The organism is Dankookia sp. GCM10030260, from assembly GCF_042666655.1.
Taxonomy (GTDB): Bacteria; Pseudomonadota; Alphaproteobacteria; order Acetobacterales; family Acetobacteraceae; genus Paracraurococcus.
In genome coordinates this window covers 998,082-1,010,638 of the sequence record NZ_JBHTDE010000001.1, presented here as the reverse complement: position 1 = coordinate 1,010,638, position 12,557 = coordinate 998,082, and the positions used below count along the sequence as shown (strand labels likewise).

Here is a 12,557-nt window from a genome sequence, read left to right as displayed (position 1 = left end):
CCGATGGCTGGCTTCAGCCGTCGCGGCGGATGATGAAGCCGTTCGCCACACGCTCCATGCCCAGCTTCGGGTACCAGGTCATCGGGTCGGGCGCCGAGAGCAGCAGCAGCATGCAGCCCGGGCCGATGATTCGCTTGGTCTCGGCGATCAGCCCCCGGCCGACGTTCCGCCCCTGGAAGGCGGGATCGACGCAGAGGTCGGACAGGTAGCAGCCATAGGCGAAGTCGGTGAAGGACCGCGCGACGCCGGCGAGCCGGCCGGCCGCGTCACGGGCGGTGACCACCAGGTTGGACCCGGCCAGCATCGCCGCCATCCGCGCCGCGTCGTCCACCGGGCGGACCAGGCCGGAGGCCCGCACCACCGCGGTGAACTCGGCCGGGTCGAGCCGGCCTTCCTCCCGCGCGAAGGCCATGCCGGGCGGTGGGGCGGCCAGCGCCGCCCAGGCGGCGTGGCCGGCGAGGATGGGTGGGTCGGACATGGCGGTCGGCTCCGGCTGCGGCGGGGCAGGATCGCGGCGCTTCCGGCCCAGGGCAAGCCGCGCCGGTACGACCGCCATGTCATGCGATTGACCTGGATCATGGGGCGCCCGGGCCCAGGGCGCGCAACTTCGGCGCTTCCTGGGGATTGCAGACAGCATGGCCGAAGACATGCCGGCGCCGCCGGTCGACAGCGCCCGTTCGATCGGCAACGCGGCGGGCGACCTGCTGAAGCCGCGGCCACGCCGGCCGGCCCAGCCGCGCCCCGCGCACGACCCGGAAGCGGTCCGCCGCGCCTTCGAGACCGGCGAATTCCCCTACGCCACCAAGCTGACGGAAAAGGAATACCTGCAGCGCGTGCTGCCGCTGCAGGTCGAGCTGCTGAAGGCGCAGAACTGGGCGAAGCAGGCGAACGAGCGCATCGCCATGCTGTTCGAGGGGCGCGACGCCGCCGGCAAGGGCGGCACCATCAAGCGCTTCATGGAACACCTGAACCCGCGCGCCGCCCGCATCGTGGCGCTGGAGAAGCCCTCCGAGCGCGAGCGCAGCCAGTGGTACTTCCAGCGCTACATCCAGCATCTGCCCTCGGGCGGGGAGACGGTGTTCTTCGACCGGTCCTGGTACAACCGGGCGGGGGTAGAGCGGGTGATGGGATTCTGCTCACCGGCCGAGTACCTGGAGTTCATGCGGGAATGCCCGGAGCTGGAACGCATGCTCACCCGCTCCGGCATCCGGCTGTTCAAGTACTGGTTCTCGGTGACGCGGGAGGAGCAGGCGCTGCGCTTCCAGGCGCGCGAGACCGACCCGCTGAAGCAGTGGAAGCTGTCGCCGATCGACAAGGCCAGCCTCGACAAGTGGGACGACTACACCGAGGCGAAGGAGGCGATGTTCTTCTACACCGACACCGCCGACGCGCCCTGGACCATCGTCAAGTCGGACGACAAGAAGCGGGCGCGGCTGGAATGCATGCGGCATTTCCTGTCCATGCTGCCCTATCCGGACAAGGACCCGCATGTGGTGCATGCGCCCGACCCGCTGATCGTCGGCAGCACGGCGCATGTCATCGGCCGGGACGCCCACATCCTCGGCAAGTCGCTGCACCCGGAGGCGAAGCGGGGCTAGGCCCAGAGCTTCCCGTTCGACAGCAATTCCGCCAGCTTGGCGCCGATCGCCGCCAGCAGAGCCTCGCCCTTCGCCGCCGTCGCCGGGCGCGCATCGCCGATGACGCCGGTCGCGGAGATGGCGCGGAAGGACCGGCGCAGCGCCAGGCCGGGCGGCTGGCCCTCGACGCGGGTCGACATCGGCCCATGCGCCTCGGCCAGGCGGTCGAGCCGCACGCTGTCGGGGCGGAGCGCCAGCATCATCGAGGTCTCGGCCTCGCAGGCATGCATCAGGCCGGACTGGACCTCCAGGATCGGCGCGATCACCTCCGGCACCATGTGCCAATAGGTGCCGGCGGCGACCTTGATGCCGAATTCGATGGTGAACTCGGACGCCGCGACCATCACCGCCTCGGCATTGCCGCCATGGCCGTTCAGCAGCATCACGCGGCGGAAGCCGTGCCGCGCGGCGGATTTCACCACGCCGCGCAGGACCGCCGAGAAGCTGTCGAAATCCAGCGTGACCGTGCCGCCGAATTCCATGTGGTGCTCGGCCAGGCCCGTCCAGACGCAGGGCATGACCACCACCGGCGCGCCGGCGGCGGCGATGCCGGCGGCGGTGCGGGCGGCGACGCCGGTCGCCAGGATGATGTCGACGCCCGTCGCCATGTGCGGCCCGTGCTGCTCCAGCGAGGCGACGGGGATGATGACCAGCGCATCCGCGGCGGCGCGGGCGCGCAATTCCTCCGCCGTCAGCCGCATCCATTCGCACTCGGTGGCCATGGCCCGACTCCCCCGCCTGTCCTGACCAGACTGGCAGAAAGCCGGGCCGCGGTCAGCCCGGGGCGGGGTTCAGCTCCGGCCCGGCGAGGAAGGCGGCCGCACTGTCCTGCAACGCCTGGCGCTTCGCCGGGTCCATCTTCCGCCAGGTCTGCTGCGGCATGGCCATGCGCGGGTTGTTGGCGAAGCGCCGCTCGTGCCGGGCGATGAAGTCCCAGTAGAGCGCGTTGAACGGGCAGGCCACCGGGCCGGTGGACTGCTTCACGTCATAGGCGCAAGATCGGCAGTAGTCCGACATGCGGTTGATGTAGGCGCCGCTCGCCGCATAGGGCTTGCTGGCCATGACGCCGCCATCGGCATGGATCGCCATGCCATGGGTGTTCGGCAGTTCGACCCATTCATAGGCATCGGCATAGACCGTCAGGTACCATTCATTGACCTGGGCCGGGTCGAGCCCGGCGAGCAGGGCGAAATTCCCCGTCACCATCAGCCGCTGGATATGGTGGGCATAGGCCAGGTCGCGGGTCTGCCGCACCGCCTGGGCGATGCAGTTCATCCGCGTCTCGCCCGACCACCAGGACCAGGGCAGCGGACGGGTCGCCTCCAGCGCGTTCAGCCCGGCATAGTCCGGCATCTTCAGCCAGTAGACGCCGCGGACATACTCCCGCCAGCCGAGGATCTGCCGGATGAACCCTTCCACCGCGTTCAGCGGCGCCCGGCCTTCGCGCCAGGCCGCCTCGGCCGCCTCGCAGCAGGCGCGCGGGGACAGCAGCCCGGCATTCATGCTGGTCGAGACCAGGGCGTGGAACAGCACCGGCTCCCCCGTCGCCATGGCATCCTGGAAGTCGCCGAAGCGCGGCAGCCGGGCGGCGATGAAATCCGCCAGCGCCGCCTCGGCCTGTTGCGCCGTCACCGGCCAGGCGAACTCCTCCAGCGTGCCGAAATGGCCGGGGAAGCGGGCCTCGACCAGGGCCATGACCTCCCGCGTGATGGCGTCCGGCGGGAAGCGCCGCGGCGCAGGCGGCACCAAACCGGGCTCCAGCCGGCGGCGGTTCTCGGCGTCGTAGTTCCAGGCGCCGCCCTCGGGAGAGTCGCCGTCCATCAGCAGGCCGGTGGCGCGGCGCATCTCGCGGTAGAAGAATTCCATCCGCAGCTGCTTCCTGCCGCCACCCTTGCCCTGCGCCCAGCGGCGGAACCAGCCGAGGTCGCAGAGGAAGCGGTCGTCGTCGCGAATCTCGACCGGGATGCCGGTCGCCGCCTCCCAGCCCCGCATGTCGGCCAGCACGCGGAATTCGCCGGGGAAGGTGCAGACGATCCCCGCCGGCGCATGGCGGGCCACGGCGCGGGCCACCTCCCCGGCCAAGGTCCCGGTATTCCCTGGGTCGTCCAGCCGGATGTAGTCCACCCGCACGCCGCGCGCCTCGAGCGCCCGGGCGAAATGCCGCATCGCCGACAGGACCAGGACGATCTTCTGCTTGTGGTGGCGAACATAGGTGCACTCGTCCATCACCTCGGCCAGCAGCACCACGTCCCGCGCCGGGTCGAGGTCGCGCAGCGCGGCCAGCCCGCGTGAGCACTGGTCGCCGAGCACGACCCGCAGGATGCCTGCCATCAGAGGCGCTCGTAGACCACGGTGCTGCCGTCCTCGGCCCTGGTCCGCCAGCCGGTCCAGGTGCCGTCGGCAGCATAGGTCCCCTCCGACTCCTCCTCCCCGGTCGCCCGCCAGAGCGTGCCGCCGTCGGGCAAGGCGCTGCGGGTCCAGCGCAGCGCCAGCGGCTTGCCGGTGTCGTTGGCGAAGAGCGGCCGGTCCAGCCGCCGGCTGTTCCACCAGGACAGCGGCGCCGCCTCGGCCGGCAGGCGGAACCGGCCGGCGCTGCCCTGCGCCAGGATCGCCCCTTCGGCCGGCGTGGCGCGCATCTCGGTCACCGTCCCGTTGCGGTCGCGCCGCGAGCTGGCGCCCAGCAGCCGCTCGCCGGCCCAGGCTTCCTCGAAGCGGTGACCGAAGCGGAAGACGGTGACGCCGAGCAGCGTCACCGCGATCTCCACCACCGTCAGGGCCGTCAGCACCCCGCCCGACTCGGCGAAGGTGACGCCGTGGGTGCCGATCGCGCTGCCCTGCCGCACCACCCGGAACCGCAGCGCCGCCGGCAGCGCCGTCGCGGGGGCGGCGGCCAGGATCGCCGGCGTCGCCAGCAGCCCGCGGCGGGAGAGGCCCCAGGGCCGGTCGGACGGGGCCGGGCGGGCAGCGGGCATGCGGTCGGGTCCTCCGGCGGCGGAGGCGGGAACATAGGCCGGCGCGGCGCCAGCGGTAGGGGCGGCCCGTGATGGGGGCAGGACAAGCCCGGCCGGGCGTGCCAACATGCCGTCCGATGCGACAGCTCCTGCTGCTGCGGCACGCGAAGTCCTCCTGGGACGACCCGGCCCTCTCCGACCACGCCCGGCCGCTCAACGCGCGTGGCCGCCGGGCCGCGGCCGCCATGGCGCAGGCGATGCGCGAGCTCGGCCTGGCACCCGACATCGTCCTGGTCTCCTCCGCCCGGCGCACCCTGCAGACGCTGGAATCACTGACCCCCTTCGACGATCCGGCGCTGGTCGAGCCGATGGACGCGCTCTACCTCGCGCCCTGGCGCGGCCTGCTGGCGGCGATCAGGGAGGTGCCGGAGACCGCCCGCAGCCTGCTGGTGCTCGGCCACAATCCCGGCCTGCACGAGCTGGCGATGGAATTGGCCGGCATCGGGCCTGGGCCCCCCGGCCGCAGCGGCCCGATCGCGCACCGCTTGGCGGAAGGCTACCCGACCGGCGCCCTGGTCGAATTCAGCATCGCCAGCCCCTGGCACCTGCTTGAGCCCGGGGGTGGACGACTGATACGATTCATCCAGCCCCGGGATCTGCTCGCGGCGGATTCGACGGAGCTGCTCGGCTGACCCACCTCGATAGCGCCGGCCCGGAGAGCCCGCCGGCGCCGGACCCGGGCGGCGGTCCCGCCGGACCGCGGCTGGCGCTGGAATTCGCGCTCGACCCGGCAGCAACGGCACGGCTGTCGCGCCACCCGGCCATTGCGGGCGCCCGCGGCGGGCGCTCCCGCGGCACGGCCGAGGAATTGATCTGGCTGGACAGTGCCGAGGCGGCGCTGGCCGAGCGCGGCCTGGCGCTGGAACAGTCGCAGCGCGGCCTGCGGCGGATGCTGCGGACCATGCCGGAGGCGGCGCAACCCTGGCTGCCCGGCAGCCCGGCCGAGATGGTGAAGGCCAGCGACCCGCAGGACGGGCCGATGGTGCCGGTCGCCGCCTTCAGCGGCCGGCGCAGCCTGATGCCGCTGACGACGCCGGAAGGCCCGGTCCAGGCGGTGCTCCTGGCCGGCAAGCTGCGCGCCGTGGCGGATGAGCGGCCGGTGGCGCGGCTGCTGCTGGAAGGCTCGCCGGAGGCGGTGCTCGGCCTGGCCACGCGGCTGGCCACCGACCTGCCGCTGCTGCCGCAGCACGCCGCCCTGGCCGAGGAAGGCCGGGCGCTGGCCCGGGGCAAGAGCCCGCGGGCCCGTCGCCGCGGCCCGCCCGACCTGGCCGAGGCCGCCACGGTGGAGGAGGCGCTGCTGGGCGCGCTCGGCCACCTGTTGGAGGTGATGCTGCACCATGCCCCGGCCTGCCGGCTCGGCGCCGGGCCGGAGGGCGTGCACCAGATGCGGGTCGGGCTGCGCCGGCTGCGCTCGGTGCTGAAGGTCTTCCGCCCGGCGGCCGGCTGCCAGGCGATGCAGGAATTCGATGCCGGGCTGAAGGCGCTGGCCGACCGGCTGGGCCCGGCGCGCGACTGGGATGTCTTCCTCGGCGGCCTGGGCGCCAAGGTGGCCGCGGCCATGCCGGGCGACAAGCGGATCGCCGCCCTGCTGAAGGCCGGCGAGGCGCGTCGCCAGGCCGCCTATGCGGCGCTGCGTGCGGAACTCGACGGCGCCGGGTTCCGCCGGCTGGTCCTGGCCGGGCTCGGCCTGCTGCTGCAACGCCCCTGGCGCGCGGTGGAGCCGGCCGAGGCGGCGGACCGTGCGGCCCGGCTGGAAGAGAGCCTGCCCGAATTCGCCGCCGCGCTGCTCGACAAGCGCTGGCACAAGCTGCGTTCCGAGGGCGAGGAGATCGAGGGCCACTCGGCCGAGGCGCTGCACGAGGTGCGGTTGGAGGCCAAGCGGCTGCGCTATGCGACGGAACTCTTCGCCCCGCTCTGGGCCGGCAAGGCGACCCGGCGCTTCCAGCGGCGCCTGGCGGCGCTGCAGGAGGAACTCGGCATCGCCAACGACACCGCGGTGGCGCGCAGCCTGGTCGCCTCGCTCGGCAGCGGCGTCCCGGCCTGGGCGATCGGCGCGGTGGAGGGCTTCGCCACGGCCCGGGCCGGCGGTGCGCGCAAGGATGCGCTCGACGCCTGGGAGGATCTGATGGTTGCAGGGCCTTCCTGGACCCGCCTCTGAACCGTTTGAAGCAGTCTGGTCGCAATGGCGTGAAGATTGGGTTGCGGACCTCCCGCGGGGCGCGATACGCGTGGCGGCATGCGCATCCGCCGCATCTTCCGACCGAGTCCGGCCACCCGCCTGCGGGCGCCGCTCGCCTTCGCCACCGGCCTCGGCCTGCTCGGCCTGCTGCTCTCGGCCGCGGTGCCGCGCGGATTCCTCGGCGCTGCGCGACCGCTGCCTGTCCTGGCCGCGGCGGCCGGCGATATCCGCGTGCTGGATGGTGAGACCCTGCGCCTGGGCGAGCAGGTGCTGCGGCTGCATGCGGTGCAGGTGCCGCAGCGTGGCCAGGCCACCTGCCGCGATGCAGCCGGCCAGACCACCGACTGCGGCGCCGCCGCGGCCGAGGCCCTGGCCGGCCTGGTGGCTGGGCACGGCCTGACCTGCCAACCGCGGGGCGAGGACCGGCACGGCAGGGTGCTCGGTACGTGCGAGGCCGGTGGGGTCGAGCTGAATGCCGCCCTGGTCGCCGCCGGCTGGGCGTTGGCCGATGGCGACGCGGCGCCCGGCCTTGCGCCGATCGAGACGGCGGCACGGCAGTCCGGGCGGGGCCTCTGGTCCAGGGCGCAGCCGGCGCTGGACGCCTGGCGGCGCGGATTCTGACCGACCGGCAGCATTCCGCGTTCCCGCTTCGTGCCAAGGCGCGTTGCCAATCCCTGCCCCGGGCCGATATTCTGCACCGCACCACGCGAACGCCCCGTTGTGAGGCGGCGCATTCCTCAAGGACGCATACGCCATGAGCAGCTCGGCAACCGGAGCGGCCAAGCCGACCATCACCGTCACGCTGGATGGGTCGAACCGCAGCACGAGCCTGCCGGTCCTGTCCGGCACCGTCGGCCCGGACGTGGTCGATATCCGCAAGCTCTACGGCGACCTCGGCGTCTTCACCTTCGACCCGGGCTACGGCGCGACCGCGAGCTGCGACAGCAAGATCACCTATATCGATGGCGATGCCGGGGTCCTGCTCTACCGCGGCTTCCCGATCGAGCAGCTGGCGGAGAACTCGGACTTCATCGAGGTTTCGTACCTGCTGCTGTACGGCGACCTGCCGACCCCGTCCCAGCTGGAAGAATTCCGCAAGGGCGTCACCTACCACACCATGGTGCACGAGCAGCTGCGGCGGTTCTTCGACGGCTTCCGCCGCGATGCGCACCCGATGGCGGTGATCTGCGGCGTGGTCGGGGCGCTCGCCGCCTTCTACCACGACAACCTCGACATCAACGACCCGAAGGCGCGGGAGATCGCCTGCTTCCGGCTGATCGCCAAGATCCCGACCATCGCGGCCTGGGCCTACAAATACTCGATCGGCCAGCCCTTCATGTATCCGCGCAACGACCTGAGCTACGCGGAGAACTTCCTCTACATGCTCAACGCCGTGCCGGCGGAGCCCTGGAAGCCGAACCCGATCCTGTCGCGCGCCATGGACCGCATACTGATCCTGCACGCCGACCACGAGCAGAACGCCTCGACCAGCACGGTGCGGCTGGCCGGCTCGACCGGCGCCAACCCCTTCGCCTGCATCGCCGCCGGCATCGCCGCACTCTGGGGCCCGGCGCATGGCGGCGCCAACGAGGCGGTGCTGAAGATGCTGGGCGAGATCGGCAGCCCGGAGAACATCCCGCAGTTCATTGCCGAGGTGAAGGACAAGAACAGCCACACCAAGCTGATGGGCTTCGGCCATCGGGTCTACAAGAACTTCGACCCGCGCGCCAAGATCATGAAGGAGACCTGCCATGAGGTGCTGGCCGAGCTCGGCATCAAGGATGAGCCGCTGCTCGACATGGCAATGGAGATGGAGCGGATCGCCCTGTCGGACGACTACTTCATCCAGCGCAAGCTCTACCCGAACGTCGATTTCTATTCGGGCATCATCCTGAAGGCGATGGGCATCCCGACCAGCATGTTCACCGTGCTGTTCGCGGTCGCCCGCACCGTCGGCTGGGTGAGCCAGTGGAAGGAGATGATCGAGGACCCGTCGCAGCGCATCGGCCGGCCGCGGCAGATCTATACCGGCGCCGCGCAGCGCGACTATGTGCCGGTCACCCGCCGCGGCTGATCCGCCACGACACCGGCCATCCTGCCAGCCCGCCGGCGCAAGCCGGCGGGTTTTTCATGCATGTTCCATAACAATTATAATATAGTTCGAAACAATCACAATAGATCGCGGCGGAGTGATTGCGGATTTCCACGCAAGTTACACGCCAGACGCGAATAACCCTTGCCTGCACCCCATCACGACCGCAGCATTAACCTGTTGTTGAATAAAACATCCAGGAATGCTCCCCATGAGCGAGGCTTTAGCCGCGGCGTGCCACGTGGCTCTCGACCGCAAGGTCCGGAGCCAGTTGCGGAAATGGCCCCAGCGCCCGCCCGGCGTCGTCCCCAGCACCAAGCAGCCGGGCACCTGGCTGCGCGGCCGCCCGGGCGATGCCGATGGCCCGGCCCATCCCTTCCTGAAGCTGCCCGGCTCCGACCGGCTGCGCACCCTGCCGGACGGCATGTGGCTGCATTTCAGCCCCTCGGCGGTCGACCCCTATGTCGACATCCTCTGCATCGAGGCCTGTTCCTCGCTGCAGAACCTGCTCGACAAGCGGTCGCGCTTCGCGCCCTCGACCTCCTCGCTGCTCGCGGTCTGCCCGGTGCCCTGGCTGCTGGCGCCGGTGCAGCCGAAGGATCCGACCCCGCGCTGGCGCTTGGTGCTGATGCTGAAGGAGGAACCGGTGCAGCCGCTCACCCTGCCGGTGCGCGACATCCGCGTGGTCTTCGGGCTCAAGAGCCGCCACTACGACGGCTTCGCCCGCAGCCAGGTGGCGCATCCGCACGAGTTCTTCTGCCCGATGGAGGCACTGACCGCCGAGCATGGGCATGAGGACCCGGACATGCGGGCGATGATGTCGCGCGCCACGGCCAGCGCCAACTTCATGCGGCTGCCCTGATCGGGCACACTGCGCCCCGGCAGCAACGGGGTGTGGCGGTGGTGGACAAGGTATTGGGCGTGCTGGGCGGCATGGGACCGCTGGCCAGCGCGCAATTCATGGTGCGGCTGACCCTGCTGACCCCGGCGGAGCAGGACCAGGAGCACATCCCCACCGTCCTCTGGTCCGACCCGCGGGTGCCGCCGCGCACCGCCGCCAAGCTGGCCGGCGGGGCCGACCCCCTGCCTGCCCTGCTGCGCGGCATCCGCGGCCTGGAAGCCGCCGGGTGCGGCGCCATTGCCATCCCCTGCAACACCGCGCATGGCTGGTTCGACGCGATGCGGGACGCCACGGCGCTGCCGATCCTGCACATCGTCGATGCGGCGGCCGCCGACCTCGCCCGGCTGGGCGTGGCGCCGGGCCGGATTGGACTGATGGGCACCGCCGCGACCCTGGCGATGCGGCTCTACCAGGAAAGGCTGGAAGGCGCCGGCTGGGACTGCCTGGTACCGGACGCAGCCGAGATGGACCGGCTGGTCTCGCCCGCCATCGCCCTGGTGAAGGCCAACCGGGTGGCGGACGCCTATCCGCCGCTGGCCGAGGTCGCGCGGGGCCTGGCGGCGCGCGGCGCCCGGGCGGTGGTGCTGGGCTGCACCGAGATCCCCTTGGGCATCGCCGCGGGGCCGGAACTTCCCTTCCCGGTGATCGACACGATCGATGCGCTGGCGCGGGCCTCGATCGGCTGGGCGCTGAATTAGGTCAATCGCAGTCGCAGCCGGGGGTGGGGCCGGATTCGCCGCGGACGATGTGGTGGTCGATCCATTCGGCCACCAGCCGGCGGGCTTCCTGCATCGAGGCTTCCGGGTGGTGCACGCGGTACAGCGTGGTGCAGGCCCGGAAGGCGGAGAGGTCGTCGGTCCCCGCGACCCGCAGCTCGCCGTAGGCGGTCACCACCGCGCGCTCGCAGCGGCGGACGATGGTGCTCACGGGGATGGTGGCCTGACCCATTCGGGAACCCTCCGGCTGCGAGCCAGTTGAGAATCGCTCGCAACCACGACCAACTCTAGCGACACCTGAACATCGGTTCAAGGGTCGGGGTTCAAGCCTCGCGGGCAATCGCGTCCGGGTCGGCCGGCAGGTCCATGCCCGCATCGCATTCGGCCAGCGGCGGCTCGAGGCCGATCTCCGGCAGGTGCAGAGCGTCGGCGGCATCGCCAGGGTGCCGCGCCACTCGCCCTCGATGCGGGCGAAGACGGTGGCGGCGATGCGGTCCTGCTCCAGCATCACGTGATGGCGGACCGAGGCGGTCGCGGCATGCTCGCGGGTCTTGGTGATGCGGTCGGTCGAGGCGGTCGAGGGGCTGAGCACCTCGAAGATCACCACCGGGTCGCGGACGACCATGGCATTGGCGGCGACCGGGGTGCGGCCTGCGCAGGCGCCCGGGTCGCGGATGGCGCCGGCGACCTCGGCCTTCAGGCCGCTCCCGTAGACGGCGCAGGCCTGGCCGCGATCATCAGGTTGCGCTGGATGCGGGCATGCCCCGCGGTCCCCCCGGTCATGGCGACCGGCCGGTAGCCGTCGAACCCCGCCAGGCTCATCCCGTGGCGAAGGGCGACCGACATGCCGCCAACCCAGGCAGGCCGGGCCACCTCCGCCAGCGTCACGGCCGGGCGTGCCCAGTCAGATCCCCGCGCTCGGCGGCATGGCAGTCACCGGATCGCTTCAGGCCCGGGCGATCGCCTCCGCCAACGCCTTGCCGACATCGACCGTGCCGGCCTGGCCGCCCATGTCACGGGTGCGCGGGCCGCCGTCGCGCAGCATCGCCTCGATCGTGTTGACGATGGCATCCGCCGCCGCCTTCTCCCCCAGATGTTCCAGCATCATGGCGCCCGACCAGATCTGGCCGATCGGGTTGGCGATCCACTTGCCGGCGATGTCGGGGGCCGAGCCGTGCACCGGCTCGAACATCGAGGGGAAGGCCTTCTCCGGGTTGATGTTGGCCGAGGCCGCGATGCCGATCGACCCCGCCACCGCCGGGCCGAGATCGGACAGGATGTCGCCGAACAGGTTGGAGCCGACCACCACGTCGAACCAGTCCGGGTGCTGGACGAAATGGGCGCAGAGGATGTCGATGTGGAACTGGTCGGTCTGCACCTCAGGATAGGACTTCGCCATCTCGGCGAAGCGCTCGTCCCAGTAGGGCATGGTGAAGGTGATGCCGTTCGACTTGGTGGCGCTGGTCAGCTTCCGGCGTTTGCGGGTCATCGCCAGCTCGAAGGCGTATTTCATGATCCGGTCCGTGCCGATGCGCGTCAGGATCGACTGCTGGGAGACGAATTCCCGCTCGGTCCCCGGGAACATCCGGCCGCCGACGCTACTGTACTCGCCCTCGGTATTCTCCCGCACCACGTAGAAGTCGATCTCCTCCGGCGTGCGGTTGGCCAGCGGCGACTTCGACCCCGGCAGCAGCTTGCAGGGGCGCAGCGACACGTACTGGTCGAAGCCGCGGCGGATCGGGATCAGCAGGCCCCAGAGCGAGACATGGTCCGGCACGCCGGGCCAGCCGACCGCGCCGAGGAAGACGCTGTCGCTGTCCTTCAGGCGATCCATCCCATCATCGGGCATCATCTTGCCGGTCTGCGCATAGGTCTCGCAGGACCAGTCGTAGTGGGTCAGTTCCAGCTCGAAACCGAAGCGGCGGGCGGCGGCATCCAGCACGCGCAGCCCCTCGGGCGTGGTCTCCTTGCCGATGCCGTCGCCGGGGATGACGGCGATCTTGTACTTCCGCGCCATGCGG

General features: G+C 71.2%; 14 protein-coding genes. 7 read left to right on the top strand and 7 right to left on the bottom strand.

Annotated features, from left to right (window positions below):
* Positions 1-13: 13 nt before the first annotated feature.
* Entirely contained in the window at positions 14-478 is a 465-nt protein-coding gene (locus ACFQS7_RS04860) for a GNAT family N-acetyltransferase (RefSeq protein ID WP_380065889.1), read from the bottom strand.
* A 157-nt stretch (positions 479-635) separates the two neighbouring features.
* On the opposite strand from ACFQS7_RS04860, the gene ppk2 reads away from it, so the two are divergent.
* A complete protein-coding gene (ppk2, locus tag ACFQS7_RS04855; RefSeq protein WP_380065888.1) occupies positions 636-1,598 on the top strand; it encodes a polyphosphate kinase 2 in 963 nt (320 codons plus the stop codon).
* Here the strand turns inward: ppk2 and ACFQS7_RS04850 are convergent.
* From ACFQS7_RS04850 to ACFQS7_RS04840, 3 genes are read right to left on the bottom strand one after another with little or no spacing between them, the layout of a single operon-like run.
* Positions 1,595-2,359 carry a creatininase family protein gene (locus ACFQS7_RS04850; protein ID WP_380065887.1) on the bottom strand — a complete coding sequence of 255 codons (765 nt, stop codon included), beginning with the start codon at positions 2,357-2,359 and terminating at the stop codon, positions 1,595-1,597. The two genes, ppk2 and ACFQS7_RS04850, sit on opposite strands and share 4 nt — an antisense overlap.
* A 52-nt stretch (positions 2,360-2,411) precedes the next feature.
* Positions 2,412-3,968, bottom strand: coding sequence for a cryptochrome/photolyase family protein (locus ACFQS7_RS04845; protein WP_380065886.1), 1,557 nt, complete (start codon positions 3,966-3,968; stop codon positions 2,412-2,414).
* The gene (locus ACFQS7_RS04840) at positions 3,968-4,609 is read right to left on the bottom strand and encodes a DUF6134 family protein (protein WP_380065885.1); all 642 of its coding nucleotides are present in this window, start codon (positions 4,607-4,609) and stop codon (positions 3,968-3,970) included. Before ACFQS7_RS04840 ends, ACFQS7_RS04845 begins: the two co-directional genes overlap by 1 nt.
* Positions 4,610-4,725: 116 nt before the next feature.
* Here ACFQS7_RS04840 and ACFQS7_RS04835 point away from each other — a divergent pair, with 116 nt between their 5' ends.
* From ACFQS7_RS04835 to ACFQS7_RS04810, 6 genes are all read left to right on the top strand, one after another.
* Complete coding sequence (locus tag ACFQS7_RS04835) at positions 4,726-5,280, top strand: SixA phosphatase family protein (protein ID WP_380065884.1); 555 nt, start codon at positions 4,726-4,728, stop codon at positions 5,278-5,280.
* A 176-nt stretch (positions 5,281-5,456) separates the two neighbouring features.
* A complete protein-coding gene (locus tag ACFQS7_RS04830) occupies positions 5,457-6,806 on the top strand; it encodes a CHAD domain-containing protein (RefSeq protein WP_380065883.1) in 1,350 nt (449 codons plus the stop codon).
* 78 nt (positions 6,807-6,884) lie between these two features.
* Entirely contained in the window at positions 6,885-7,448 is a 564-nt protein-coding gene (locus ACFQS7_RS04825; RefSeq protein ID WP_380065882.1) for a thermonuclease family protein, read from the top strand.
* Between the two features lie 133 nt (positions 7,449-7,581).
* Positions 7,582-8,901: a citrate synthase gene (gltA, locus tag ACFQS7_RS04820; RefSeq protein ID WP_380065881.1), complete on the top strand. Its 1,320-nt coding sequence runs from the start codon at positions 7,582-7,584 to the stop codon at positions 8,899-8,901.
* A 229-nt stretch (positions 8,902-9,130) separates the two neighbouring features.
* Positions 9,131-9,781, top strand: coding sequence for a hypothetical protein (locus ACFQS7_RS04815; RefSeq protein ID WP_380065880.1), 651 nt, complete (start codon positions 9,131-9,133; stop codon positions 9,779-9,781).
* A gap of 41 nt (positions 9,782-9,822) precedes the next feature.
* Positions 9,823-10,518, top strand: a complete 696-nt coding sequence (locus ACFQS7_RS04810; protein WP_380065879.1) for an aspartate/glutamate racemase family protein — start codon at positions 9,823-9,825, stop codon at positions 10,516-10,518.
* Position 10,519: 1 nt separating this feature from the next.
* Here ACFQS7_RS04810 and ACFQS7_RS04805 read toward each other — a convergent pair whose 3' ends face one another.
* From ACFQS7_RS04805 to ACFQS7_RS04795, 3 genes are all read right to left on the bottom strand, one after another.
* On the bottom strand, positions 10,520-10,768 hold the full coding sequence (locus ACFQS7_RS04805) for a hypothetical protein (protein ID WP_380066196.1): 249 nt from the start codon (positions 10,766-10,768) through the stop codon (positions 10,520-10,522).
* Positions 10,769-11,232: 464 nt separating this feature from the next.
* A complete protein-coding gene (locus ACFQS7_RS04800; protein ID WP_380065878.1) occupies positions 11,233-11,382 on the bottom strand; it encodes a hypothetical protein in 150 nt (49 codons plus the stop codon).
* A gap of 100 nt (positions 11,383-11,482) precedes the next feature.
* On the bottom strand, positions 11,483-12,553 hold the full coding sequence (locus tag ACFQS7_RS04795; RefSeq protein ID WP_380065877.1) for a tartrate dehydrogenase: 1,071 nt from the start codon (positions 12,551-12,553) through the stop codon (positions 11,483-11,485).
* Between the last annotated feature and the right edge of the window lie 4 nt (positions 12,554-12,557).